The sequence below is a fragment of the Nocardioides sp. B-3 genome (assembly GCF_024703895.1).
Taxonomy (GTDB): domain Bacteria; phylum Actinomycetota; class Actinomycetes; order Propionibacteriales; family Nocardioidaceae; genus Nocardioides.
The window spans coordinates 3,089,411-3,113,102 of the sequence record NZ_CP087968.1 but is presented as its reverse complement, the minus strand read 5'-3'; the positions used below and the strand labels follow the sequence as shown (position 1 = coordinate 3,113,102).

Genomic DNA, 23,692 nt, shown 5'->3' with positions numbered 1-23,692 from the left:
GACGCGATCTCCTCACCGATCCGTGCCTGCTCGCCCACCGGGTCGCCGCGCGATCGGGGAGTCCACCGATGCCGAGACCGGGATCGGGCCGTTGGCACCGGTGCCGAACGCGTCGGAGACCCGGTCGTAGGCGCGGAAGGCCGTGGAGTCGACACTCTCCGAGCCGCCGTCGGGCAGGCCGAGGCGCAGCGACAGCGCGGGCACGGCGAGCGCACCCATGACGATGACGACGGCGACGATCGCGGCCGGGGCACGGCGGGTGACCGCGTCCACCCACTTCTCGGGCCAGCCGTCCCGGCGCGGGGCCGTGGACACAGCCGCCTTGCGGGGTACGGCGCGGCGCCCCGCCAGCGACAGCAGCGCAGGCGTCAGGGTGAGGGCCACCAGCACGGTGACAGTGACCGTCGCAGCGGCGAGCAGGCCCATCTGGATCAGCGTCGGGATGCCGGACACCAATAGCGCAGCCGGGGCGATGATCACGGTCGCTCCGGCGACCACGACCGCCGTACCAGCCGTGCCGGTCGCCAGCGCGATGCTGTGCCGGATCTCCTCGCGAGTCGTCTCGGCTCCACCGCGGACCACGTCGGCGAGCTGCCGGCGGTGCCGGTTGACGATGAACAGGGCGTAGTCGATGCCGACCGCAAGACCGAGCATCGCGCCGAGCACGGGCGCCATCTGCTGGATGTCGAGCCAGTGGGTCAAGCCCATCGCACCCATCAGGCTGACGCCGACCCCCGCGAAGGCGATCGCGAGCGGCAGACCGGCCATCACGAAGGAGCCGAGCATCACGAGCAGCACCACGGCCGCGACCGCGACCCCGATGGCCTCGCCGATGCCACCGACCTCCGTGACGAAGACCAGCTCCCGGCCGTAGTCGACGTCCACGCCGGCGTCGGCCAGCTGCTCGCCGGTCTCGGGCACGAGCGCGAGGTCGTCGGGTGAGATCTCCTGCATGCTGTCGTCGAAACGGATCTGCAGGAGCGCGGTGGTGCCGTCCTCGCTGACGAGGCGGACGCCGTCACCGAGGCCACGCAGGGTGGCACCGTCGGTGTACTTCTCCTGACCGGCATCGAGCTGCGCGCGTGCCCGGTCGAGCTTGCGCTCGCCGTCGGCGAGCATCTGCTCGAGCTCGGCCTGCCCGCTGACGCGGTAGGGCAGGGTGGCGTTGTCGGGGTCGGTCCGCTGCAATCGCGCGATGTCGCGCTCGCCCTCGCCGATGAACCAGCGGAGCTTGGACAGCTGGCGGGCCCCCTTGGCGTACTTCGCGCGGCCGTCGAGCAGCTTCTGCTCCCCTCGGCGAGGTCGGCGGCGCCACGGTCCAGCTGCCGCTGGGTCTCGAACGGGTCGACAATGCCGGTCACGTGCGGCAGGGTGCGCCACTCCGCCCGGGTCGCGTCGATGGCCCTGCGCTGGGCGGGCGTGAACCCGTCCTCGCTGTGCAGCACCACCGTGCCGGTGCCGCCGGCGATCTCGGGGATCTGCTCGCCGAGGTCGTCGAGCACCGCCGCGAACTCGCTGTCGGGCAGCTCGAACTCGTTGGTGAGCGGGCGCTGGAAGGACACCATCGCGGCGGCCACGCTGCCGAGGATCAGGATCCGGGCGATGAGTACGGCGACGGGTCGGCGCGCTGCGCGCATGCCGAGGCGGTAGAGGAAGGAAGCCATGTCAGTTCTCCCGAGTGGGGTTGGAGCGGGCACCGGTCTCGTCGAAGCCGGCGAAGAGGAGGTCGAAGGAGCGGCGGATCGAGTCGTGGTAGCGCCGGCTCAGCGACGCGTCGGTCGGGTCCGCATCGGGCATCTGGGCGACCACGAGACGGGTCATCCGGGTGAGGATCGCGCCCACGGAGGCGGCCAGCGCGGCGACGTAGACGGGATCGGCGTCCGGGGCCGATGCGTTCGCGCAGGCCCTCCTCGAAGGCGTCGATCTGGGAGTCGGAGAACTCGCGCAGGAACCGGCGCGTCGCCGGCGACGACTCCGCCGCCCGCTCGAGGACGAGGGCCTGCACGAAGACCGGGTCGTCGAGCAGCCCGGCCAGCACGGCCGCGACCGACTCGCGCAGGGGCTCGTGCGCCGGACGCGCCAGGGAAGGCCGCGACGGTGTCGCGGGTGACCTGCTCGATCGAGGCGGTCAGCACGTCCTCGACGCGGGGGAAGTAGTTGAACAGGGTCCGCCCGGGAGACGCCCGCCTCGGCGGCGATCCGGTCGGCGGTCAGGGCGTCGATGCCCTCGTCGGCGACGATCGCGACGGCCGCCCGGCTCAGCGCCCGGCGGGTGCGTTCCTTCTTGACGGCACGCAGGCCGCAGACGGACAGGTCATGACTCATACCTGCACTGTAGGGCAACTTTGCACAGCAGTGCACATTTGCGGGGCGTGGGTTGGGTCACTCCCGGGTCGGCGACGGCCTTGCGCCACTCGTCGGCCAGCCACCCGAGTCCACGCGGTGCTCGGCGATCCGGCAGCCGCCACCGCTCGGCCTGACCGGGGATCCCCTCGTCGAGCCAGTGCGGCCGGGCCCGCTCGAGCAGGTCGGGCGCGAAGCCGCCGCTCGCGTTGGTCACCCGCCACCGAGGTCACGCCGTCGCCGTAGCGGCTCATCACCGCACCCACCTGCCGCGGCCCGATGCCGATGATGCGGCCGAGATCGCCTGTACGCCGCAACGCGACCGCGCGGGATGAGGTCGACCGCCCTCAGCACCATCTCGACGAGGCGCTCGTCCATGACAGCCGCCTCAGTTGGTCACGCGGGGCCCACGCAGGCCCGAGCGCTGGACGACCCGCTGGATGGCGAGGTCACGGTCGTCGGGGCGACCGACGAAGCGGATGTCGCGCAGGCCCTGCTCCCTGGGCGGCGGACTCGAAGACGAAGTGTCCGAAGCCGAGCAGGCGGCCGTGCAGCGGCTTCTTCACCGTGATGTCGAGGATCCGCGAGAGCGGCATCGTGGCCAGCTGTTGCGAGAGCACCCCGTGCACGCGGAAGACGCGCATGTTGGTGATCACGAAGCGGTCCATGTGCTCGGTCAGCGCCCGCCGGGCGGCGTGCGCCGGGATCACGAAAGCCGGGGCGAAGGGCACCCACGCGAGGTCCATGTCGACGAACGGCACGGCGACGACAAGAGCCGGGGCCACGAGGACTTCCGCGATCGGGCGGACGTAGACGATGCCGTGGTGGCGGACCTCGTCCACGATCACCTCGCCCTCCTCGCGGAGGAGGTGCCGGCGGATGTTGGGGTCGAAGATGCCCCTCACGTCAGCACCGACTGCTCACGTCAGGGCCTCACGTCAGCGCACCGACGAAGTCGATGATCGCCGTGAAGAGCTCCTGCGTCAGGACCCAGCCCCGGTCGGCCCCCGACTTGGCCGCCTCGGCCAGCCCGTTGGGGTCGGTGAACATCCAGAAACCGAGGAACAGCACGACCAGCGCGATGCCGACCTTCTTGACGTTCATCGGGTACTCCTCGAGAAGCAGTGCACAGGACGGACCAATGTCTACCATCTCGCCCGCTCTGCACCGAGGAGGCGCGCCTGCCTAGAGCTGCTCCAGCAGCGAGTCGGCCGCCGCATAGGGGTCCGACTCCCCCGCGGCCACCGCGCCCGCGAGGTCGTCGAGCTCGGAACGCCCGTGCACGTCACCCCACCGCGCCCGCAGCGCCGTCACGGCGATCGCCTCGATCTCGTCGCGCGCCCGTCGCGCACGGCGCACCGCGAGCTCACCAGTGTCCGTGAGCCACGCGAAGTGCCGCTCGATCTCGACGGCCACCTCGTCCACGCCCTCGCCCCGGGCCGCCACCGTCTTGACGATCGGCGGCTTCCGTGCACCCTCACGGCGTTCGGCGAGCGCGAGCATGGACCGGAGGTCGCGTCGCACCCTGGTCGGCCCCGTCACGGTCGGCCTTGTTGACGACGTAGAGGTCGCCGATCTCCGGGATCCCGGCCTTGGCCGCCCGGATCCCGTCCCCCATCCCGGGCGCGAGCAGCACCGGGGGTGGTGTCGGCCAGCGCCGCGATCTCGACCTCGCTCTGGCCCACGCCCACCGTCTCGACCCGGGATCACGTCGAAGCCGGCAGCGTCGAGCACCCGCAGCGCCTGCGGCGTCGTCCAGGCGAGCCCGCCGAGGTGGCCGCGGGAGGCCATCGACCGGATGTAGACGTCCGGGTCGAGTGCGTGCTCCTGCATGCGCACCCGGTCGCCGAGCAGGGCGCCGCCGGAGAACGGTGAGGACGGGTCGACCGCGAGCACGCCCACCCGCTTGCCGGCCTTGCGCAGCTCGGTGACCAGCGCGTTGGTCGACGTCGACTTGCCGACGCCCGGGGAGCCGGTGATCCCGACGACGTGGGCACGCGGGTGGGCCCGCGAATGGGAAGAGTCGGCGTTCCGAGAAATCTCGGCCATCACCTCGCGCAGGACCGGTGACTCGTCCTCGACGAAGGAGATCAGCCGCGCGACGGCACGTGCGTCACCGGCGCGCGCCCGGGAGACGAGATCGGGGGCCGACACCGCAGCGCGGCGTCGGCCCCCTCCCGTGGCGCTCGTGGTGGAGCTGTCGGTCACGCCTGCGGGACGCGGATGATCAGGGCATCGCCCTGACCGCCGCCACCACACAGCGCGGCCGCGCCGGTGCCGCCGCCGCGACGCTTCAGCTCGTGCGCGAGGTGCAGCACGATCCGGGCGCCGGACATGCCGACCGGGTGGCCGAGCGCGATCGCCCCGCCGTTGACGTTGATCTTGTCGTCGGAGACGCCGAGCTGGCGACCGGACTCGATGCCGACGGCCGCGAACGCCTCGTTGAGCTCGAAGAGGTCGATGTCGGAGATCGCGATGCCCTCCTTCTCGGCGGCCTTCGCGATGGCGTTGGCCGGCTGCAGCTGCAGCGTCGAGTCGGGGCCGGCGACCGGCCGGAGGCACCGATCTCGGCGAGCCGAGTGAGTCCGAGCTCCTCGGCCTTGGCCTTGCTCATCACGACGACGGCGCAGGCACCGTCGGAGATCTGCGAGGCGGAGCCGGCGGTGATGCTGCCGTCCTTGGAGACCGGACGCAGGCCGGCCAGCGACTCGACGGTCGTGTCGCCGCGGACGCCCTCGTCCCGGCTGACGGTGATGTCGCCCTTGCGGGACTTGATCGTGACGGGGACGATCTCGTCGTCGAACAGGCCGTTCTTCTGCGCGAGCGCGGCACGCTGGTGCGACTGCGCCGAGAAGGCGTCCTGCTCCTCGCGGGTGAGCTTGGCGCCGGCGACGTTGTGGCTGTCGGTGAGGTTGATCATCGCCCTGGTCGGTGAACTGGTCGTAGAGCGCGTCGTAGGCCATGGAGTCGACCAGCGTGGTGTCGCCGTACTTGAAGCCGTCACGGCTCTTCGGCAGCAGGTGCGGAGCGAGGGTCATCGACTCCATGCCGCCGGCGACGACGATCTCGTGCTCGCCGGCACGGATCAGCTGGTCGGCCAGCGCGATGGCGTTGATGCCGGAGAGGCAGACCTTGTTGATGGTGATGGCGGGCACGGTCATGGGCACGCCGCCCTTGACTGCGGCCCGGCGAGCGGCGATCTGGCCGGCACCGGCCCCGGATGACCTCGGCCCATGATGACGTAGTCGACCCGGTCGCCCGCGACGCCGGCCTTCTCGAGGGCGCCGGCGATGGCGACGCCACCTGTGTCAGCAGCGGACTGGTCCTTCAGACCGCCGAGCAGGCGACCGATCGGGGTGCGGGCGCCCGCGACGATGACAGATGTGGACATGAGTGCTGCCTCCGGGAGAATTTCAGGGGTTGACGTCTGTTCCTGACGATACCGCCGGTGTCTCACTGTTCGCCCGGAGAGGTGATGCACGAGACAGCCTGTTGGACGATGTCCCCATGACCGCTCCCGTCGAGATCCCCCAGCACCTGTTCACGGCCATCGACCACGTCGGGATCGCCGTCCCCGACCTCGGACGAGGCCATCGCCTACTACCGCGACACGTTCGGGCTCCACGTCGCGCACGAGGAGACCAACGAGGAGCAGGGAGTGCGCGAGGCGATGCTGGCCGTCGGCGAGTCCGGCTCGCACATCCAGCTGCTGGCACCGCTCAACGCGGAGTCGACGATCGCCAAGTTCATCGACCGCTCGGGCCCGGGCATGCAGCAGCTGGCCTACCGTGTCACCGACCTCGACGCCGTCTCGGCGATCCTGCGCGAGCGCGGTGTGCGCCTGCTGTACGACGCGGCGAAGCGCGGCACGTCCGACAGCCGCATCAACTTCATCCACCCCAAGGACGCCGGCGGCGTCCTCGTGGAGCTGGTGGAACCGAACGGCTCGCACTGAGAGCCGAGACCGGTGGGAAGTACGTCACAACCCACCCCACGCCGGGTTACTCACCGGTACCTTGACCCAGATCTTGAGCCACAACTGCCTCACCGGGAGACATAGTGCAGAACATCCTCGACGCCATCCAGAGTGGCAACGCGACGTCCGACGACTTCGCGAACCTCGAGCTCCCCGACCACTACCGCGCCGCCTTCGTGAAGAAGGAGGACGTGGACATGTTCGAGGGCGTGCCCACCAAGGAGAAGGACCCGCGCAAGTCGCTGCACATCGGTGACGTCGCGCTGCCCGAGCTCGGCCCGGGCGAGGCGTACGTCGCGGTGATGGCCTCCGCCATCAACTACAACACCGTGTGGACCTCGATCTTCGAGCCCGTCTCCACCTTCGGCTTCCTCGAGCGCTACGGCCGCCTCTCCGAGCTGACCAAGCGCCACGACCACGGACCACCACATCGTGGGCTCGGACCCGGCCGGTGTCGTGCTCAAGACCGGCCTCGGCGTCAACGCCCGGAAGCCCGGCGACGAGGTCGTCGCACACTGCCTCTCGGTCGAGCTCGAGGGCCCCGACGGCCACAACGACACGATGCTCGACCCGGAGCAGCGCATCTGGGGCTTCGAGACCAACTTCGGTGGTCTCGCGCACATCGCCCCCGGTCAAGTCCAACCAGCTGATGCCCAAGCCCGGACACCTCACCGGGAGGAGGCCGCCGCTCCCGGCCCGGTCAACTCCACGGCGTACCGCCAGCTCGTCTCCAAGAACGGTGGCGACATGAAGCAGGGCGACAACGTCCTGATCTGGGGCGCGTCCGGCGGTCTCGGCGGCTTCGCGACGCAGTACGCCCTCAACGGTGGCGCCAACCCGATCTGTGTCGTCTCCAACGAGGAGAAGGCCGCCATCGCCCGCAGCATGGGCGCGGAGCTGATCATCAACCGCTCCGAAGAGGGCTACAAGTTCTGGAACGACGAGAACACCAAGCAGGACCCGCGCGAGTGGAAGCGCTTCGGCGCCAAGATCCGCGAGCTCACCGGCGGCGAGGACATCGACATCGTCTTCGAGCACCCGGGTCGTGAGACCTTCGGTGCCTCGGTGTTCGTCACCCGCAAGGGCGGCGTCATCACCACCTGCGCGTCGACCTCGGGGTACATGCACGAGTACGACAACCGCTACCTGTGGATGAACCTCAAGCGCATCATCTCCTCGCACTTCGCCAACTACCGCGAGTCGTGGGAGGCCAACCGCCTCATCGCGCAGGGCAAGATCCACCCCACCCTGTCGAAGACCTACGCGCTCGACGAGGTCGGCCGGGGCCGCGCTCGACGTCCACAAGAACGCCCACCGGGGCAAGGTCGGCGTGCTCTGCCTCGCGCCCGAGGAGGGCCTCGGCGTGCGCAACCCGGAGCTGCGGGCCAAGCACATCGACGCGATCAACCGGTTCCGCGGAGTCTGACCGCCCAGTTACACATCATTCACACCCCGGCTCGCGAAACGTCTGCGCGCCGGGGTGTGTTTGTTGCAGCCGGTCAGACAGACTGGGCCGAACGCCATCGGGGGCGACCAAGTTCGACGCAGAGAGTGGGTGCTCGACCATGAGCAGCGATCAGGGCCTGTCCATCTTCGACGAGGAGCCAGAGCCCGACTCCGACCTCGACGCGGAGGTCTCGTCCCCGGCCGCACCAGCAACAGCCGCTCCCGCAGGCCCCGACAGCACGGAGACCCAAGTGATGCCGACCGTTCCCAAGACCGAGGCCGAGCCCCGGTCAGCAGCAGAGCCCGCCGCGCCGCCCACGAAGCCGCGCACGGCCCCGCCCACCGAGCCGGTGCGCACCTCCGCCCAGTCCTTCACGCGGCCCGCGGCGCCGACGGTGCCGCGGCCGGCCGCGCCCGCACCAGCGACCCCGGGCTCGCTCATCCCGATCGTGCGCCGCGGCGGCTACGACAAGGTCGCCGTCGACCAGCGGCTCGCCCAGCTCTCCGGCGAGAAGTCCGGCCTGAGCAGCAGCCTGAGCGCCTCCGAGCAGCGCGTGCGCGACCTCGAGGCCGAGCTGGAAGCCATCCGCGCCGAGCTCGCCGAGAACAAGTCGCCGTCCTACGCCGGCCTCGGTGGCCGCGCCACCTCGATGCTCAAGCTCGCCGAGGACGAGGCCAACGACGTGCGCGACGCCGCGGCCCGCGACGCCGACGAGATCCGTCTCCGGGCCACCCGCGACGCCAAGGCTGTGCGCGCCGAGGCCGCCCGCGAGGCCGACGACATGCGCCTCGTCCAGCTCAAGGAGCTCGACGAGATGCGCAACCGTCTCACCGCCGACGCCGACCGGGAGCGCACCCCGGCCAAGGGCGAGGCTGCCGACCTGCTCGCCGCCGCCAAGCGCGAGGCCGACCAGTGCGGCTCGCCGCCCAGCAGGAGACCAACGAGCTGCGCACGACGGCCAAGCGCGAGGCCGAGCAGGCGCGCGCCGCCGCCGACCGCGAGGTCCGGGAGGCCCGTCGCACGCTCGCCGTGGAGAAGGAGCGGCTCGCCCGCGAGGCCACCGACCACCACAGCAACGCCACCGCCGAGACGCAGCGCCCGGTCCCGGGAGGCCGAGGAGCGTGCCAACGCCGCCGAGCAGCGCGCCCGCGAGGCCACGACGCAGGCCAACGCCCACCGCCAGCAGGCACAGAGCGAGGCGGAGGGCCTGCTCAGCCGGGCCCGCCGCGAGGCGGAGCAGATCGTCGCGTCCGCCTCGACCCAGGGCCGAGTCGATCGCCTCCAGCGGTGCCGCTGACGCCGAGCGCGAGCTCGCCGCCGTGCAGGCCGAGGTGGAGCGGATGACCAAGCGCCGCGACGCCGTCGCCGCCCAGCTCGGTGCCCTGCGCGACGTCGTGTCCGGATTCGTCGAGGACGAGTCCTGAGCTGGCGCGACCGCCTGCGGGCGGTCACTGCCCCGCGCACCACGATCGCGGACTACGTCGACGACGCGGTCGACCGGGCCGTGGACGAGGCCGTCGACCGGGCCGTCGACCGGGCCGTCGACCGGGCCGGCTCCGGAAGCAGACCGCGCGGAGGCCGCCGCGGATCGTGCGGATGACTCCGCCGAGCAGGCCCGGGCTTCGGCCGAGCAGATCGACAACGCCACCGACCTCGTCCTCGAGGACGGCAGCACGGCGGCATACGCACCCGTGGCACCCACGGTCGAGCAGCCGTCCCTGCTGCGCCACTCCCCCTTCAACATCGGCTTCTTCGGCGCCTTCGGCGCGATCGTCGCAGTGTTCCTCAGCCAGCAGCTGCTCAGCATCTCGTCGGTGCTGATCCTGCTGGTGATGGCGATGTTCCCGGCGATCGGCCTCAACCCGACCGTCGAGTGGTTCATGAAGCGCGGCATGCGGCGCGGTGTCTCGGTGCTGCTCGTGCTCGGCGTCGTCATCAGCGTGCTCACCCTCTTCGTGTTCGCCGTGGCGCCGGTGATCAGCGACCAGATCGCCCAGATCACCAAGAACGCCCCCGGCTGGCTGCAGGACCTGCAGACCAACAGGACGGTCCAGCAGATCGACGACCGCTTCTCGGTCATCGACAAGCTGCAGGACTACGTCACGGACGGGGACTTCGGCCAGCAGGTGTTCGGCGGCGCCCCGGGCGTCGGCCCGGCCGTGCTGTCCGCACTGGCCAACGCCTTCATCGTGGTCGTGCTGATGGTCTACTTCCCGGCCTCGCTGCCGAGCATCAAGCACGCCGCCTACAACATCGCGCCCGCCTCCAAGCGGGTCCGGGTCAGTCAGCTGGGCGACCAGATCATCCGCTCCACCGGCTCCTACGTGTCCGGCGCGTTCATGGTCTCGGTGTGCGCCGGCATCAGCACGCTGATCTTCACGTTCGTCGTCGGGCTGCGCGACTACAGCTTCGCGCTCGCCTTCATCGTCGGCCTGCTGTCGCTGATCCCGGTCGTGGGTGCCGTCGTGTCCGGCGTGATCATCACGCTGCTGGCGCTGACGGTCTCACCGACGGTGGCGATCATCGCGGCGGTCTACTACGTCGCCTACCAGCAGGTCGAGTCCTACTTCATCTATCCGCGGATCATGAAGCGCGCGGTCGACATGCCCGGCTCGATCACGGTCATCTCGGCCCTCGTGGGCGGCAGCCTGCTCGGCATCGTCGGCGCACTCCTCGCCGTACCCGTCGCTGCTGCTCTGCTCCTCCTGCACCGCGAGGTGCTGCTCAGGCGGCAGGACGCTCGCTGACTCGCCCCACCCCTCACCCAGCTTGACCACGACGACGCCGGCCAGCACCAGCAGCCCGCCGAGCAGCTGCACCGTGCGTGGCAGCTCGCCGAGCAACAGCCGAGCGAAGACCAGCGCCATCAGCACCTCGAACAGCGCGACGAACGACGAGAGGCGCGAGCCCGGGCGACGCCCGGCCTCGATGCCGGTGACGTAGGCGAACGCGGCCGTGACGAGCCCGAGCGCGAGCACCGGGATCCACCACGCCACGACGTGCCCGTTGTAGGCGACGTCGGCCGTGGTCGCGCGCATCGGCAGCACGCCGGTCCAGCCGGCGAGCAGCAGCACGGTTCCCCCGACCACCAGCCCAGCGGCGGCGAGGCTGATCGGCGGCAGCCCGTTGTCGGTGTTGCCGTTGATGACGAAGTAGGTCGCCGCGCCGACCATCGCACCGAGCGCCCAGAGCACTCCGGCCGTGCTGAGATCAGCGCCCGACACCACGTCGAGCACCAGCACGAGCCCCAGCAGGGCGATGACCGCACCCGCGACGGTGAGGCGGTTGGGCCGGTGGCCGTGGCGCAGCCACAACCAGACGACGACCGCGACGGGCGCGGTGTACTCGATCAGCAGGGCCACGCCGACCTGCATGTGGCTGACGGCGTAGAAGTAGCACAGCTGCGCACCGGCGACCGCGGCGACGCCGCAGCCGATCACCACGAGCCGGCTCTCGCGCAGCAGGTGCCAGCGACCACGCAGCGCGAGCGCACCGGGGACCACCAGCACGACGGCAGCGATCGTGATGCGTACGGCGACGGCCGACCCCGCCGTCCAGCCCGCATCGAGCAGGCCGCGAGCCGGGGCGCCGGAGAGCCCGAAGGACACCGCGGACGCGACCGCGAAGGCCAGCCCGGTCGTGGTGTTGGACGACCGGGCCACGGGGGTGTCATGAGTCATCGTCGCCATGGGTCATGACGCTACGCGCACACTTGGTAAGGTGTCAACGTGACTTTCACTGATGACACGGCGGGGTCGCTGCAGGCCGCCGTGGCGCTCGCCAACTCGGCCCTCGACCCCGACACCCTGACCACGGTCGAGGAGCTGTCGGCGTTCTACGCCGAGCACGAGTACTCCGGTGGACACCGCCGTGACGCGGCCGAGCTCGAGGCGGTCCGTGCCGTGCGTGGTGCCCTGCGCGAGCTGCTCACCGCGGATCGGGCCACGTCGGTGGAGCTCGTCAACGGCATCCCCGGCCGACGCGACGGCCGTGCCTCGACTGGTCCGCCACGACCGGCTCGACTGGCACATCCACGCGATCGACGACGACGCTCCGCCTCGCGGAGCGGGTGCTGGTGGAGACCGCGATGGCGATGATCGACGTGATCCGCGCCGACGAGCACGACCGCCTCGACATCTGCGCGGCCGACGACTGCGACGGGCTGGTCCTCGATCTCTCGCGCAACCGCTCCCGGCGCTACTGCTCGACCACCTGCGGCAACCGCGAGGCCGTTGCCGCCTACCGCGCGCGCCAGCGCGGATAGGAATGAGCGCGCGGCAGCAGGCCTAGGAGACGAACCGCTTCAGCACCTCGACGAACACCGCGGGCTGCTCGGAGTGCACCCAGTGCCCGGCGCCCTTGATCGTCACCCGTCGCACCCGGGGGAAGAGCGCTTCCATCGCCGTCGCGTAGTCGTCGGCGACGTACGCCGAGTTGGCGCCGCCGATCCACAGCACCGGTCCGGGGTAGGACCCACGGAGCTCGTCCGCCGGCCAGCCCGCGAGCTCGGACATGTGCTTGGACAGCAGGTCGAGGTTCAGCATCCAGCGCCAGCCGTCGCCCTCGCGCCGGAGGTTCTGCAGCAGGAAGCTGCGCACCGTCGTGTTGGGTACGGCGCCGCGCAGCGCCTCGTCGGCCCGGGTCACGCCGCTCCGGGGTGCCGAGATCCAGGCGCGCATCGTGTCGATGTAGCCGAGGAACTCGCGCCCGGACTCGTAGGCCACCGGCGACACGTCAACGACCACCAGCCGCGAGACGAGCTCGGGATGGCGCAGCGCGATCGCCATCGCGATCTTGCCGCCCATCGAGTGACCGATCAGCGTCACCGGATCGTCGGCACCGAAGAGCGCGGCGACGTCGTCGGCCGAGTCCGCGTAGGCGAAGCCCTCGGTCCACCCCGAGCGCCCGTGGTTGGGCATGTCGATCAGCAGCACCCGGTGGTCATCGGCGAACGCCTTGGCGATCTGCGTCCAGTTCTTGCCCCGGCCGAAGAGGCCGTGGCAGAAGGCGATGATCGGCCCCCGGTCCCCCAGTCGTGTCACGTTCAGCTGTGTGGCGCTCACCGGGGCAGTCTGACAGCATCCGCCCATGCCCCAGTCAGCGCAGGAGTGGTACGACGACGTCCGCCGCCGCATCGAGACGGACGGCTACCGACCGGTCGAGTGGTCGACCCGGGGAGACGTGGCCGTTCGACGGTGACCTTGGAGCACCGCGCGAGCTGCAGCCGCCCGCCGCCGAGGACACGCGGGGCGGGTCGGGCGGCGTCGACTGCTTCATGTGCGCCGCGGTGGCTGCCGAGGATCAGGACTACATCGTGTGGCGCGACGACATCGCCATGATCGGCATGCCCCACGAGGACATCTCGATCCCCTTCATCGGCTTCCTGATGCCGAGACGCCACGCCGACCTCTCCGACCTCGAGCCATACGAGGCCGCCCGGATGGGTGAGCTGATGGTGCTGCTCGAACGTGCGGTGACCGACGTGCTCGACGTACCCCGCGTCCAGATCCTGCGCTGGGGTGACGGTCAGGAACACCTGCACTGGTGGGTGCTGGGGCGCCCTACCGGGGCCACCCAGCTCCGGGGGACGTTCTTGTCCAGCTGGGAGGACGTGCTGCCACCTCGTCCACGCGAGGAGTTCCGCGCGGACGTCGAGGTCGTGATGCGACGCTTCGTGGCGCTCGCCGGCGGCGAGATCCCGTGATGGGTCGCCCCGACACGCAGCCCGCCCGGGTTACCGAACCGTCAGGGGCTCGCCAACAAATTTCCCGCCCGTACTGTTCGGTAGCGCGAGCGCGCTCCAAGCGACCGCGCCTGTAGCCGGGTCACGTTCAGCTCCGTAGCGCTCACCGGGGCAGTCTGACAGCATCGCCCCATGGAGTCGTATGCCGCTGGAGAGCTCGAGCCCCCGCTGCTCGAGGAGACGATCGGCGCCAACTTCGAGCGCACCGTTGCCGAGCACCACGACCGCGAGGCACTCGTCGATGTGGCCAGCGGGCGGCGCTGGACCCGGGGCCGAGCTGGATCGCAATGTCGATGCCCTCGCGCGGGGGCTGCTCGCCGCCGGGCTGACGACCGGCGACCGGGTCGGGATCTGGGCGCCGAACTGCGCGGGAGTGGGTGCTCGTCCAGTTCGCCACCGCCAAGCTCGGCATCATCCCGGGTCAATGTCAATCCGGCCTACCGCACCCACGAGTTCGCGTACGCCGTCAACCGGGCGGGTGTCCGCCTCCCGGTCAGCGCGGAGAGCTTCAAGACCAGCGACTACCGCGCGATGGTCGCCGAGACGCACGCGGACTGCCCCGCCCTCGAGCGGGTCGTCTTCATCGGCACCGACGACTGGACCGGGCTGGTCGCGTCGGGTGCGGACGTGCCTGAAGGAGCCGTGGCGGAGCGGATGGCCGGGCTCTCGCCCAACGACGCCATCAACATCCAGTACACCTCCGGCACCACCGGTCGCCCCAAGGGCGCCACGCTGAGCCACCGCAACATCCTCAACAACGGTTACTTCGTCACCGAGCTGATCGACCTCGGCCCCGACGACCGGCTCTGCATCCCGGTGCCCTTCTACCACTGCTTCGGCATGGTGATGGGCAACCTCGGCTGCACCTCCCACGGCGCCACGATGGTCATCCCGGCGCCCGGGTTCGACCCCGAGATCACCCTGCGCACGATCGCCACGGAGAAGTGCACCGGCGTGTACGGCGTACCGACGATGTTCATCGCGATGCAGAACCACCCGAGCTTCGCCGAGCACGACCTCTCTTCGCTCCGCACAGGCATCATGGCGGGCTCTGATCTGCCCGGTGGAGGTGATGAAGCACTGCGTCGACGACATGCACATGTCCGAGGTGTCCATCGCCTACGGCATGACCGAGACCTCGCCCGTCTCGTGCCAGACCCGCTCCGACGACGACTGGACCGGCGCACGTCGACCATCGGTCGCGCGCACCCGCACGTGGAGATCAAGATCGTCGACCCCGTCACCGGCGAGATCGTGGAGCGCGGCCAGCCGGGCGAGTTCTGCACCCGCGGCTACTCCGTGATGCTCGGCTACTGGGAGGACCCGGAGAAGACCGCCGAGGCGATCGACGCCGACGGTTGGATGCACACCGGCGACCTCGCGGAGATGCGCGAGGACGGCTACTGCAACATCGTCGGCCGGATCAAGGACATGGTCATCCGGGGCGGTGAGAACGTCTACCCGCGCGAGATCGAGGAGTTCCTCTACGCCCACCCCGACATCGAGGACGTCCGAGTCATCGGCGTCCCGGACGAGAAGTACGGCGAGGAGCTGTGCGCCTGGATCAAGCTCAAGGCGGGCGCGGCCGAGCTCGACGCCGCGGCGATCCGGGCGTACGCCGACGGCAGGCTCGCCCACTACAAGATCCCGCGCTACGTGCTGCTCGTGGACGAGTTCCCGATGACCGTCACCGGCAAGATCCGCAAGGCCGAGATGCGCGAGGTCACCACCGAGCGGCTCGGCCTCGGGCTGACGGGCTGACGGGCTGATCGGCCTGATCGGCTAGAAGTCGAACCCGTCGAACATCCCGCCGATGCCGTCACCGATGCTGCCTGAACATGTCGCCGAGGCCTTCGCCGAGAGCGCCGATGCCCTCACCGAGGCCGTCGAAGCCGCCGCTGAAGAGCATGCCCATGAACATCCAGTCCATCGGGCCGAAGCCACCGAAGTAGCCCTGCGCGTAGGGCTGGTAGGCGCGACCGCCCTGCCAGTAGGGCACCCGCCGTGAGCCGACCATCACCTTGCGGATGTCGGGCTCGGCGCCGACCCTGACGCGCTCGGCGTCGAGCTGGCACGCGGGGACGTCGCGCAGTGCGCCGCCCGGGGGCGTGTAGGCCACGTCGGCCACGGACATGCCGTGGCGCGGGTCGAAGAAGCACGGCGGACGCCGGGTCGGGAGCGGCTGACCGTCGACCCGGGCGCGCACGCACGCCATGGCGTAGCGACCGTCCTCGAGGATCTCGGTGACGTGGCGGACGTCGTCGGGCTTGGTCATCCGGGCCGCCGCGGTCTTGGACGACTCGTAGGCGTCGAGGGCGCGCTGGTAGTCGGCGTTCTCACCGCTGCCGAGGTCGCGGCCGGCCATGTCGATGTCGAGGTCCTGCAGCTCCACACCGAGGGCGGTGACGTCCTCCTCGGCCAGCCGCTTGACCGGCTCCAGCTCCGCCTCGGCCTTGGCGAGCTGCCGCTTCTTCGCGGTCTGGCCCGCAGAACAACGCCGTCCCGACGAGTCCGCCGAGCACGACGAGCAACAGAACCAGTTCCATGCGCCCAGAGTACGCGGGCGCTCCATGCCCGGAGCCTGCGCGGTCCGCGCGCCGCCTGTCAGACTCGCCCCATGACAGCCGTCGAACGCATCGAGGTCGCCCGCCCGTTCCCCGCCGCGTCGGCCGACGTCTTCGCGGTGCTCTGCGACCCGCAGGGCCACGTCGCGATCGACGCGTCCGGGATGCTGCAGGACGCCGACGGCGCCCCTGTCACCGCCGTCGGCGACTCCTTCGTGGTGCACATGGATCGTGAGTCCCTCGGCGACTTCGACATGGGCAAGTACGACGTCACCGTGACGATCACCGCCTTCGAGCCCGAGCGCGAGATCGCCCGGAAGGTGCTGGGGCGCGTCCGACCCCAGATCGGCCACGTCTACGGCTACCGGATCGAGCCGACCGACGAGGGCAGCCTCGTCACGTCCTACTACGATTGGTCGGACATTGCCCCCGAGTGGCGTGACTCGGGCATCTTCCCGGTGATCTCCGAGGCCAACCTCAAGGCCACGCTGGGCATCCTCGAGCGCACGGTCCGACGCGGCTACCCGTTGGCCGCCGCCCGCTGAAGCCGGTCCCCCAGCTCGGCCGCGACCACCGCGAGCTCGGGCGGCTGCACGAACTCGCAGTCGAGGCCCGTCATCACGCAGTGGAACGCCACGTGCTCGAGCGGAGTCGGCGCTCGCCTCCAGCAGCGTGGTCGACTCGTCGATCGCGGTGAGCGTCACCCAGCGGGTGTCGATCTTCGCGGACACCTCGTCGAGGCCGGCCAACACCTTCACCCGGGCCTCGGTTGCTGTACGGCGCACGGCTGATCGAGCTCTGGACGTAGTCCTTCGGATCCGGGTGATCGCGCGGCTTGAAGCGCCGAGTCGACGGCACCACCTCCCGCATCCGGTCGAGACGGAAGGTCCGCCAGTCCTCGCGGTCGACGTCCCACGCCATGAGGTACCACCGGCGGCCGGTCGCCACCAGCCGGATGGGCTCGACCCAGCGCTCGGTCGCGGCGCCGTCGCGCGTCGTAGCCGAAGCGGACGCGCAGCAGGTCGCGGCAGGCCTTCGCGAGCGTCAGCAGCACGTCACCGTCGACCGGGTCGGTGTTGGTGCTCAGTGTCTCGGTGGACTCGTGGATCGCCTTGACCTCGGAGCGCAGCCGCGGCGGCATCACCTGGTCCAGCTTGGCGAGCGTGCTGAGCGCCGCCTCGCTGGCACCGGTCACCGTGCCGCCTGCCGCCAGCCGCAGCGACACCGCGATCGCGACGGCCTCCTCGTCGTCGAGGAGCAGCGGCGGCAGGTCCTTGCCGCGGCCGAGCTGGTAGCCGCCACCGAGCCCCCGGGTGGCCAGCACCGGGTAGCCGAGGCCGCGCAGCCTCTCGACGTCGCGCCGGATGCTGCGGGTGGTGACGCCGAGCCGCTCGGCCAGCTCGGGTCCGGTCCACACCGGACGCTTCTGGAGCAGGGAGAGCAGCAGCAGGACGCGCTGGGTGGTGTCACTCATGACAGTCATCGTGTCAGAGGAAGCGGACAGGACCTGTCCGCCTGTGCGAGGCATGCTGGAGCCATGACAGCAGAGATCCGGGTGACCTTCGACGCCCACGACCCGCGCCGGCTCGGGCTCTTCTGGCGCGAGGTGCTCGACTACGCGGTCGACCCGCCGCCCGGCTGCGAGGTCGGCGACCCCGTGGAGACCGCCGACGCGTGGCTCGGCTTCCTGACGAGGGCCGGACTTCCGGAGTCGCTGCACAACTCGGCGTTCGGCATCATCGACCCGTCCGGCAAGGGACCACGCATCTTCTTCCAGCAGGTGCCCGAGGACAAGGTGGCCAAGAACCGCGTGCACCTCGACGTGCGGGCCGCGCCCGGCCTCGCCGGGGACGCCCGGATGGCCGCCCCGGAGGTGGAGTGCGAGCGAGTCGTCGCGCTCGGCGCCGTACGCCTCAAGCGGTTCGAGCCCGACGGCGGCATGAGCGCCGGCTTCATCGTGATGAGCGACCCCGAGGGCAACGAGTTCTGCCTCGACTGACCCTCGATCGGGGCCGTTCGGCGCAGCAGGCCGCGGGCTCACCCCCGCGAATCCCGCGGCCTGCTGTCTGCGCCGGGCGGGTGGGCTGTCCCCTGTTCGGTCCACACGCCTTGACTGCAGGACTACGTTCTCGCGGCGCGAGGGGTCGCGGCATCGGTAGGACTACCTATTCAGTGGCGCCGGCCCGATAGATTCGCCTCGTGCTCACCCCATGTCTCGGTCGCGAGCAGACCCGGGCTCGCCTCGCCACGGCGCTGGCGTCGTCGCGCTGGGTCAGCATCGTCGGTCCTCCCGGCAGCGGAAAGACGCTGCTGGCGCGCCACGCGACGGCCGCGGACGCGAGCACATGGGTCAATGCGCGCGGCATGCAGCGCGCCGACCGGGTCCTCTCGGCGTGCCCGGACGCCCTCGACGTGCCCCCGACGCCCGGCGACTCCGCCGAGGGCGCGTTGTGCCGGGCGATGGACGGCATGGACACCCTGCTCGTCGTCGACGGCCTCGACCTCGACCCGAGCCCGGTCGGGCCGACCTTCCAGCAGGTCATGTCCGCGACCACGGACGCGCGCCTCGCCGTCACGTCCGTGACGATGGCCGGCCAGCCGGCCGAGCGCGTCGTGCGCGTCGCCCCCTTCCCGGTCCCCCGCGACCACGAGCCCCTGTCCGGTGCGGCCGTCGAGCTGTTCCTGCACCGGGTGGAGGCGGCCGGCGGGCACCCCATCGATCTCGACACCCACGCCGACGACGTCCGCCGCCTGCTGCACGCCACCGGCGGCCTACCGCTGCTGATCGAGCAGATCGCGGTCCAGATCGCTCTCGTCGGGGTCACCAACGTGGTGCCGACCGCGTCCCTGTCCGAGGCCGTGCACGGGTCCTACGAGCTCCTCGACGCCGACCAGCAGCGCTGCTTCCGACGGATGGCGCAGATGACCTCGCCGGTATCGATCGACGTGCTCGCCGAGATCAGCGGCGTCGACCGCGATCGTGCCAGCACCACGGCGGGTGGTCTCGTACGCCGCAGCCTGCTCGAGCTCATGCCCGACGGCCGCTTCGACATGCTCACCCCGATCCGGCGGCACGGGCAGTTCCTGACCGCGTCGACCGACGACCGGGAGCAGACCCGTCGCGCGCTGCTCTCCCTGGGCCGACCGGGTGGCGCCGGCCGACTTCAACACCGGTGCCGCCGACGCCCCCGGCTCAGCGACCTGCCGGTGATGCGCGCCGCGATCTCGACGGCATGTGCGGACCCGGCGACCCGGACCCTCGGCTACGGCCCGGCCAACCGCATCTTCTCCTCGCTCTACACCTCGATGCGGGCCCGCGATGCGGTGGAGATCCTCGAGGCCACCCCCGGTCAGCGGCGACGGCCCGGCCGAGATCGGCGCCCGGGTCGCCCGACGCGCCGGCATCGCCGCCTCGGAGGTGCGCGGGACCTACGAGGGGCTCTGGCTGCTCGATCGCGCCGACGAGCACGCGCTCAGCGCACCCGACCCCGACGACCAGCTGGCGAAGAACGCCTCGATCCGCGCCGAGATGCACCTCGACGCGGGTGCACTCATCAAGGCCGAGGCTGAGGCCCGCCGGTCGCTCGAGCTGGGCACCGTCACCGAGATCACCCGGCAGGCCGCCCGCACCCCGGCCGACGTCCGGGTCTCCCGTGGCGCCTTCCGCGACGCCACCGTGACCCTCAGCGACCTTCTCGCCGGCCGCGACCACAAGGACGAGCGCTGGATCTCGCTGTCCGCGCGCACCCTGCTGGCTCGGATCGCCCTCGAGCAGGGACGCCCGACCGAGGCAGCGTCCGCCGCGCGGGCGGTTGTGGCCGACGCCCGCGCCATCGCTGAGGACCGCGTCGCGCTGATCGCCGAGACGCTGCTGCGCCACCTCGACCCGTCATTCGTGCCTCCCGACATCGATCGGGACGCCCTGCCGTGGGCGGTCCGGATCCCGGTGCTCGCGCAGGATGCCCGCGAGCTGCTGCGCGACGGGGAGCTGGCCCGGGCGGCCGGGCTCGCGGCCGACGTGGTCGTGCTCGCCGACAGCACCGGCCCGGGCCGCGACGCGGTCGAGGGGCGACTGCTGCTCGCTCGCGCCCTGCTTGCGAGCGGCGACCAGACCCGGAGCCATCACCACCTTCCCGGCCGCCCTCGACCGGGCCGCCGAGCTGCCGATGCCACTGCGTGTCGCCGATGCGCTCGACGGCCCGGGCCCGGGTCGGTCAGCAGCGCGAGATGCGAGATGCCCGCACACTGGCGGCAGCCGCCAACCGCGCCTGAGCTCCCAGCCGGGCCGCCTCGTGGGGCTACGCCGCCGACGAGCCGCTCGTCGTCGGCCGGTCGGTTCCGGCCGGCTGGATCGTCGACACGACGTTCACCCCGGCCGGCGTCGAGGCGGTCGTCGGGCTCTTCTCGGGCGCCACGGCCCGAGCGACCGACACCGTGCTCGACCGCCTGAGCAACGCGGAGCGACAGGTCGCCGAGCGCGTGGCGCTGGGCCTGACCAGTCGACAGATCGCCGCGGAGCTCTTCATCTCGCCGCGCACCGTCGACGCCCACCTCACGCACATCTACCGCAAGCTCGACATCACGACGCGCGCCAAGCTCGCCGCCCTCGTCGTCAACCCGGGCTGACTCCAACCGCCGAGTCGGCGCAAGTCAACCGCCGAGTCGGCACAAGTTGCCCGCCGAGTCGGCGCAAGTTGCCCGCCGAGTCGGCGCAAGTTGCCCGCCGAGTCGGCACAAGGTGACAGTCAGCGCTGGCTGTAGTCCCGGAATCCGCGCTGGGTCTTGCGACCGAGGTAGCCCGCCGTGACGAGGTGCTCGAGCAGCGGCGCCGGCGCGAAGCCGGGCTCACGGAACTCGAGGTAGAGCTCGCGCTGGATCGCCAGCGACACGTCGTTGCCGACCACGTCGAGCAGCTCGAAGGGACCCATCGGCAGCGCACAGCCCTGCTTCATCGCGGTGTCGATGTCGTCGGCCGTGGCGTAGTGCGCCTCCAGCATCTTCACGGCGTCGTTGAGGTAGGGGAAGAGCAGCGCATTGACGATGAACCCCGCGCGGTCACCGCACGAGACGGCGACCTTGCCGACCTTGTCGCACAGCGCACGGACCGTCTCGGCGACGTCCTCGGCCGTGGCGACGGTGGAGACGACCTCGACCAGCTTCATGATCGGGGCGGGGTTGAAGAAGTGCATGCCGATGACGTCCTGCGGACGGTTCGTCGCCTTCGCCAGCGAGATCACCGGCAGCGAGGAGGTCGTCGTGGCCGGGATCGCGCCCGGCTTGCAGATCTCGTCGAGATTCTCGAACAGCGTGGTCTTGATCCGCAGGTCCTCGGCGATCGCCTCGACGACGAGATCGACATTCGCGAGGTCGTCGAGCGAGGTGGTGCCGGTCAACCGGCCGAGCACCTCGGCCTTGGTCGCCTCCTCGAGCTTGCCGCGCTGGATCGCCTTGTCCAACGACTTCTCGATCGTGGCGCGCACTCCCTCGACCTTGTCGGCCGAGCGTCCGACGTACACGACGTCGAGGCCGCTCTTGGCGAAGACCTCGACGATGCCCGCCGCCATGGTGCCGGTGCCGACGACGCCGACCGTCGCGACCGGGCGCTTGAGCTGGGGCAGGTCGTCGGCCGACGGGGTGCTCGCGTCGGCGACGACCGCCGAGCTGTCCCTGGCTCTCGTAGGTGTAGAAGCCCTTGCCGGTCTTGCGGCCCAGCAGGCCGGCGGTGACCATCTGCTTCAGGATCGGAACTGGGGCGTGCAGGCGGTCGCGGCCCTGCTTGTACATCGTGTCGAGGATCTCGTAGGCCGTGTCGAGACCGATCAGGTCGAGCAGCGCCAGCGGACCCATCGGGTAGCCGCAGCCGAACCGCATGGCGGCGTCGATGTCCTCGCGGGTGGCGTACTTCGTCTCGAGCATGGACGCCGCGTGGTTGAGGTAGCCGAAGAGCAAGGTGTTGGCGATGAAGCCGGCCTTGTCGCCGCAGACGACGGGGTTCTTGCCCAGCTTGCCCACCGGGCCCTCGACGTCGGCCAGCACCGCGGGCTCGGTGACCACGGTGCGGACGATCTCGACGAGGTTCTGGACGGGCGCCGGGTTGAAGAAGTGCACGCCCACGACCCGGCCCGGGTGCCTGTTGGCCGTGGAGATCTCGGTGACGGGCAGCGACGAGGTGTTGGTCGCCGGGATCGCATCGGGCTTGACGATGTCGTCCGGGCGGCGGAAGAGGTCCTTCTTGATCTCGAGCGACTCCACGACCGCCTCGACCACGAAGTCGGCCTCCGCGAGCGCGGACAGGTCGGTGGCGAAGGAGATCCGGCCGAGGATCTCGGCCCGGTCCGCCTCGGACATCTTGCCGCGCGCCACCGCACGCCCCGTGGAGTGCGAGAGGTGCCCGCGGCCGCGCTCGACGGCCTCGTCGGTCAGCTCGATGCCGATCACACTGAAGCCGTTGCGTGCGAAGACCTCGGCGATGCCGGCGCCCATCGTGCCGAGTCCGATGACACCGATGGTGTCGAAGGTGCGGGGGGCGCGCTCGGTTGATGCAGTCGTCATGGCGGCAGCATGCCATGCGACGAGAGGACGCCGAGCCGGCGTTCACTACCTGTCAGTAGGTGCGGAAGCCCTCGCCGGTCTTGCGACCGAGCTTGCCCTCGGCGACCAGCGACTCCAGTGTGGCGGCGGGCGCGAAGCCCTTTCGCCGAACTCGGCGAAGAGCTCCTGCTGGATCGCCAGCGACACGTCGTTGCCGACCACGTCGAGCAGGGCGAAGGGTCCCATCGGGAAACCGGCCTGCTCCTTGATCGCGTCGTCGATCTCGTCGATCGTCGCGGCGCCCGAGTCGAGCAGCTTGACCGCGTCGTTGAGGTAGGGGAACAGCAGGCAGTTGACGATGAAGCCCGACCGGTCGCCGCACGAGACCGCGACCTTGCCGACCTTCGCGCAGAGCGCGAGCACGGTCTCGTTGACCTCGGCGGACGTGGCCTCGGTGGTGACTACCTCGACCAGCTTCATGATCGTGGCGGGGTTGAAGAAGTGCATGCCGATGACGGCCTCGGGACGCGAGGTGACCGCGCCGAGCGCGGTGATCGGCATCGAGGAGGTCGTGGTGGCCGGGATCGCGCCGGGCTTGCAGATCCGGTCGAGGTCCTTGTAGAGGTCGGTCTTGATCGCGAGGTCCTCGGCGATCGCCTCGACGACGATGTCGACGTCGGCGAGCGCTTCGCGGTCGGTCGCGCCGGTCAGGCGGCCGAGCGCAGCCGTCTTGGCGGCCTCGTCGATCCTGCCCTTCTCGACGAGCTTGGACAGGCCCTTGTCGATGAACGCGACGACGCCGGCGATCTTGTCGTCGCCACGGCCGACGAAGACCACGTCGTAGCCGGCCCGGGCGAAGACCCGGACGATGCCCGAGGCCATGGTGCCGGTGCCGACGACGCCGACCTTGGCGATCTCCTGCTTGAGCTCGGGGGCCGTGGCCCCGGCGGCGGAGCCGGTCTCGGCGAACGTCGAGCCGTCGGCCGCGAGGGTCTGGAGCACCTCGGCCGGCTGGTGCAGCGCGTCGCCGCTGTCGAGGAAGCGAGCATTGAGCCCGGCCCGCACGGCGTCGGCGCCGATCTCGTCGA

Annotated in this window: 25 protein-coding genes and 6 pseudogenes; 13 read left to right on the top strand and 18 right to left on the bottom strand. The window is 70.7% G+C overall.

Annotation, left to right across the window (positions count from 1 at the left end; translation table 11 throughout):
• Positions 1 to 12: 12 nt before the first annotated feature.
• Positions 13 to 1,380, bottom strand: a complete 1,368-nt coding sequence (locus LP418_RS20770; RefSeq protein ID WP_257953492.1) for an MMPL family transporter — start codon at positions 1,378 to 1,380, stop codon at positions 13 to 15.
• Between LP418_RS20770 and LP418_RS20765 the strand changes: the two genes are divergently transcribed.
• Positions 1,372 to 1,650: a hypothetical protein gene (locus LP418_RS20765; RefSeq protein ID WP_257953491.1), complete on the top strand. Its 279-nt coding sequence runs from the start codon at positions 1,372 to 1,374 to the stop codon at positions 1,648 to 1,650. The two genes, LP418_RS20770 and LP418_RS20765, sit on opposite strands and share 9 nt — an antisense overlap.
• A gap of 15 nt (positions 1,651 to 1,665) precedes the next feature.
• Here LP418_RS20765 and LP418_RS20760 read toward each other — a convergent pair whose 3' ends face one another.
• The 9 genes and pseudogenes from LP418_RS20760 to LP418_RS20730 all read right to left on the bottom strand — a co-directional run bounded on the left by LP418_RS20760 (position 1,666) and on the right by LP418_RS20730 (position 5,734).
• Complete coding sequence (locus LP418_RS20760) at positions 1,666 to 2,325, bottom strand: TetR/AcrR family transcriptional regulator (protein ID WP_257953490.1); 660 nt, start codon at positions 2,323 to 2,325, stop codon at positions 1,666 to 1,668.
• A complete protein-coding gene (locus tag LP418_RS20755; RefSeq protein ID WP_257953489.1) occupies positions 2,315 to 2,560 on the bottom strand; it encodes a hypothetical protein in 246 nt (81 codons plus the stop codon). The genes LP418_RS20760 and LP418_RS20755 overlap by 11 nt, the downstream gene beginning before the upstream one ends.
• Entirely contained in the window at positions 2,557 to 2,721 is a 165-nt protein-coding gene (locus tag LP418_RS20750; protein WP_257953488.1) for a hypothetical protein, read from the bottom strand. The genes LP418_RS20755 and LP418_RS20750 overlap by 4 nt, the downstream gene beginning before the upstream one ends.
• 71 nt (positions 2,722 to 2,792) lie before the next feature.
• Positions 2,793 to 3,248, bottom strand: coding sequence for a PH domain-containing protein (locus LP418_RS20745; protein ID WP_257953487.1), 456 nt, complete (start codon positions 3,246 to 3,248; stop codon positions 2,793 to 2,795).
• 28 nt (positions 3,249 to 3,276) lie between these two features.
• Entirely contained in the window at positions 3,277 to 3,447 is a 171-nt protein-coding gene (locus LP418_RS20740) for a hypothetical protein (RefSeq protein WP_257953486.1), read from the bottom strand.
• An 81-nt stretch (positions 3,448 to 3,528) separates the two neighbouring features.
• Entirely contained in the window at positions 3,529 to 3,867 is a 339-nt protein-coding gene (locus tag LP418_RS34020) for a hypothetical protein (RefSeq protein ID WP_442940293.1), read from the bottom strand.
• Positions 3,821 to 3,961: a hypothetical protein gene (locus tag LP418_RS34015; protein ID WP_442940291.1), complete on the bottom strand. Its 141-nt coding sequence runs from the start codon at positions 3,959 to 3,961 to the stop codon at positions 3,821 to 3,823. Before LP418_RS34015 ends, LP418_RS34020 begins: the two co-directional genes overlap by 47 nt.
• Before the next feature lie 98 nt (positions 3,962 to 4,059).
• Positions 4,060 to 4,497 (bottom strand): annotated as a pseudogene (locus tag LP418_RS34010) (methylmalonyl Co-A mutase-associated GTPase MeaB); the annotation flags it as partial.
• Between the two features lie 50 nt (positions 4,498 to 4,547).
• Positions 4,548 to 5,734 (bottom strand): annotated as a pseudogene (locus LP418_RS20730) (acetyl-CoA C-acetyltransferase).
• Between the two features lie 116 nt (positions 5,735 to 5,850).
• Here LP418_RS20730 and mce point away from each other — a divergent pair.
• The 4 genes and pseudogenes from mce (at position 5,851) to LP418_RS20710 (ending at position 10,513) form a co-directional block, all read left to right on the top strand.
• Positions 5,851 to 6,298, top strand: a pseudogene (mce, locus tag LP418_RS20725) (methylmalonyl-CoA epimerase).
• A 453-nt stretch (positions 6,299 to 6,751) separates the two neighbouring features.
• Positions 6,752 to 7,888, top strand: coding sequence for a crotonyl-CoA carboxylase/reductase (gene ccrA, locus LP418_RS20720; protein WP_336275776.1), 1,137 nt, complete (start codon positions 6,752 to 6,754; stop codon positions 7,886 to 7,888).
• On the top strand, positions 7,885 to 9,063 hold the full coding sequence (locus LP418_RS20715; protein WP_257953484.1) for a hypothetical protein: 1,179 nt from the start codon (positions 7,885 to 7,887) through the stop codon (positions 9,061 to 9,063). Before ccrA ends, LP418_RS20715 begins: the two co-directional genes overlap by 4 nt.
• A gap of 394 nt (positions 9,064 to 9,457) precedes the next feature.
• Positions 9,458 to 10,513: an AI-2E family transporter gene (locus LP418_RS20710; RefSeq protein ID WP_257953483.1), complete on the top strand. Its 1,056-nt coding sequence runs from the start codon at positions 9,458 to 9,460 to the stop codon at positions 10,511 to 10,513.
• Positions 10,514 to 10,549: 36 nt separating this feature from the next.
• Here the strand turns inward: LP418_RS20710 and LP418_RS20705 are convergent.
• Positions 10,550 to 11,446, bottom strand: a pseudogene (locus LP418_RS20705) (EamA family transporter); the annotation flags it as partial.
• A gap of 48 nt (positions 11,447 to 11,494) precedes the next feature.
• Here LP418_RS20705 and LP418_RS20700 point away from each other — a divergent pair.
• Together LP418_RS20700 and LP418_RS20695 are read left to right on the top strand one after the other, a co-directional pair.
• A complete protein-coding gene (locus LP418_RS20700) occupies positions 11,495 to 11,863 on the top strand; it encodes an ABATE domain-containing protein (protein ID WP_257953482.1) in 369 nt (122 codons plus the stop codon).
• Positions 11,854 to 12,030 carry a CGNR zinc finger domain-containing protein gene (locus tag LP418_RS20695; RefSeq protein WP_257953481.1) on the top strand — a complete coding sequence of 59 codons (177 nt, stop codon included), beginning with the start codon at positions 11,854 to 11,856 and terminating at the stop codon, positions 12,028 to 12,030. Before LP418_RS20700 ends, LP418_RS20695 begins: the two co-directional genes overlap by 10 nt.
• 22 nt (positions 12,031 to 12,052) lie before the next feature.
• On the opposite strand, the gene LP418_RS20690 is transcribed toward LP418_RS20695, so the two are convergent.
• On the bottom strand, positions 12,053 to 12,829 hold the full coding sequence (locus LP418_RS20690) for an alpha/beta fold hydrolase (protein WP_257953480.1): 777 nt from the start codon (positions 12,827 to 12,829) through the stop codon (positions 12,053 to 12,055).
• Positions 12,830 to 13,041: 212 nt separating this feature from the next.
• Between LP418_RS20690 and LP418_RS20685 the strand changes: the two genes are divergently transcribed.
• Together LP418_RS20685 and LP418_RS20680 are read left to right on the top strand one after the other, a co-directional pair.
• Positions 13,042 to 13,470, top strand: coding sequence for an HIT family protein (locus LP418_RS20685; RefSeq protein ID WP_257953479.1), 429 nt, complete (start codon positions 13,042 to 13,044; stop codon positions 13,468 to 13,470).
• A 171-nt stretch (positions 13,471 to 13,641) separates the two neighbouring features.
• Positions 13,642 to 15,270 (top strand): AMP-binding protein, encoded by a 1,629-nt coding sequence (locus tag LP418_RS20680; RefSeq protein WP_257953478.1) that lies wholly within the window; start codon positions 13,642 to 13,644, stop codon positions 15,268 to 15,270.
• Between the two features lie 58 nt (positions 15,271 to 15,328).
• Here LP418_RS20680 and LP418_RS20675 read toward each other — a convergent pair whose 3' ends face one another.
• On the bottom strand, positions 15,329 to 16,081 hold the full coding sequence (locus LP418_RS20675; protein ID WP_257953477.1) for a hypothetical protein: 753 nt from the start codon (positions 16,079 to 16,081) through the stop codon (positions 15,329 to 15,331).
• A gap of 45 nt (positions 16,082 to 16,126) precedes the next feature.
• Between LP418_RS20675 and LP418_RS20670 the strand changes: the two genes are divergently transcribed.
• A complete protein-coding gene (locus LP418_RS20670) occupies positions 16,127 to 16,618 on the top strand; it encodes a polyketide cyclase (protein ID WP_257953476.1) in 492 nt (163 codons plus the stop codon).
• Between the two features lie 73 nt (positions 16,619 to 16,691).
• Here the strand turns inward: LP418_RS20670 and LP418_RS20665 are convergent, their stop codons facing one another.
• Together LP418_RS20665 and LP418_RS20660 are read right to left on the bottom strand one after the other, a co-directional pair.
• Positions 16,692 to 17,021, bottom strand: coding sequence for a helix-turn-helix transcriptional regulator (locus LP418_RS20665; RefSeq protein WP_257953475.1), 330 nt, complete (start codon positions 17,019 to 17,021; stop codon positions 16,692 to 16,694).
• A 352-nt stretch (positions 17,022 to 17,373) separates the two neighbouring features.
• A pseudogene (locus LP418_RS20660) lies at positions 17,374 to 17,547 on the bottom strand (helix-turn-helix domain-containing protein); the annotation flags it as partial.
• A gap of 63 nt (positions 17,548 to 17,610) precedes the next feature.
• On the opposite strand from LP418_RS20660, the gene LP418_RS20655 reads away from it, so the two are divergent.
• From LP418_RS20655 to LP418_RS20645, 3 genes are all read left to right on the top strand, one after another.
• Positions 17,611 to 18,072, top strand: coding sequence for a VOC family protein (locus tag LP418_RS20655; RefSeq protein ID WP_257953474.1), 462 nt, complete (start codon positions 17,611 to 17,613; stop codon positions 18,070 to 18,072).
• 200 nt (positions 18,073 to 18,272) lie between these two features.
• Positions 18,273 to 19,643: a hypothetical protein gene (locus LP418_RS20650; protein WP_257953473.1), complete on the top strand. Its 1,371-nt coding sequence runs from the start codon at positions 18,273 to 18,275 to the stop codon at positions 19,641 to 19,643.
• Positions 19,644 to 20,507: 864 nt separating this feature from the next.
• Complete coding sequence (locus LP418_RS20645; protein WP_257953472.1) at positions 20,508 to 20,699, top strand: helix-turn-helix domain-containing protein; 192 nt, start codon at positions 20,508 to 20,510, stop codon at positions 20,697 to 20,699.
• A 119-nt stretch (positions 20,700 to 20,818) separates the two neighbouring features.
• On the opposite strand, the gene LP418_RS20640 is transcribed toward LP418_RS20645, so the two are convergent.
• The 3 genes and pseudogenes from LP418_RS20640 to LP418_RS20630 form a co-directional block, all read right to left on the bottom strand.
• A complete protein-coding gene (locus LP418_RS20640) occupies positions 20,819 to 21,637 on the bottom strand; it encodes a 3-hydroxyacyl-CoA dehydrogenase family protein (RefSeq protein WP_257953471.1) in 819 nt (272 codons plus the stop codon).
• Positions 21,638 to 21,809: 172 nt separating this feature from the next.
• A pseudogene (locus LP418_RS20635) lies at positions 21,810 to 22,556 on the bottom strand (3-hydroxyacyl-CoA dehydrogenase family protein); the annotation flags it as partial.
• Between the two features lie 114 nt (positions 22,557 to 22,670).
• Entirely contained in the window at positions 22,671 to 23,669 is a 999-nt protein-coding gene (locus LP418_RS20630; RefSeq protein WP_257953470.1) for a 3-hydroxyacyl-CoA dehydrogenase family protein, read from the bottom strand.
• Between the last annotated feature and the right edge of the window lie 23 nt (positions 23,670 to 23,692).

Excerpts from the sequence above, each read along its gene's own strand:
- LP418_RS20760 (WP_257953490.1), bottom strand. The coding sequence starts at position 2,325 with ATGAGTCATGACCTGTCCGTCTGCGGCCTGCGTGCCGTCAAGAAGGAA.
- LP418_RS20750 (WP_257953488.1), bottom strand. The coding sequence starts at position 2,721 with ATGGACGAGCGCCTCGTCGAGATGGTGCTGAGGGCGGTCGACCTCATC.
- LP418_RS20740 (WP_257953486.1), bottom strand. The coding sequence starts at position 3,447 with ATGAACGTCAAGAAGGTCGGCATCGCGCTGGTCGTGCTGTTCCTCGGT.
- LP418_RS34015 (WP_442940291.1), bottom strand. The coding sequence starts at position 3,961 with ATGGGGGACGGGATCCGGGCGGCCAAGGCCGGGATCCCGGAGATCGGC.
- LP418_RS20715 (WP_257953484.1), top strand. The coding sequence starts at position 7,885 with ATGAGCAGCGATCAGGGCCTGTCCATCTTCGACGAGGAGCCAGAGCCC.
- LP418_RS20695 (WP_257953481.1), top strand. The coding sequence starts at position 11,854 with ATGGCGATGATCGACGTGATCCGCGCCGACGAGCACGACCGCCTCGAC.
- LP418_RS20685 (WP_257953479.1), top strand. The coding sequence starts at position 13,042 with ATGTGCGCCGCGGTGGCTGCCGAGGATCAGGACTACATCGTGTGGCGC.
- LP418_RS20680 (WP_257953478.1), top strand. The coding sequence starts at position 13,642 with ATGGAGTCGTATGCCGCTGGAGAGCTCGAGCCCCCGCTGCTCGAGGAG.
- LP418_RS20675 (WP_257953477.1), bottom strand. The coding sequence starts at position 16,081 with ATGGAGCGCCCGCGTACTCTGGGCGCATGGAACTGGTTCTGTTGCTCG.
- LP418_RS20670 (WP_257953476.1), top strand. The coding sequence starts at position 16,127 with ATGACAGCCGTCGAACGCATCGAGGTCGCCCGCCCGTTCCCCGCCGCG.
- LP418_RS20655 (WP_257953474.1), top strand. The coding sequence starts at position 17,611 with ATGACAGCAGAGATCCGGGTGACCTTCGACGCCCACGACCCGCGCCGG.
- LP418_RS20640 (WP_257953471.1), bottom strand. The coding sequence starts at position 21,637 with ATGGCGGCGGGCATCGTCGAGGTCTTCGCCAAGAGCGGCCTCGACGTC.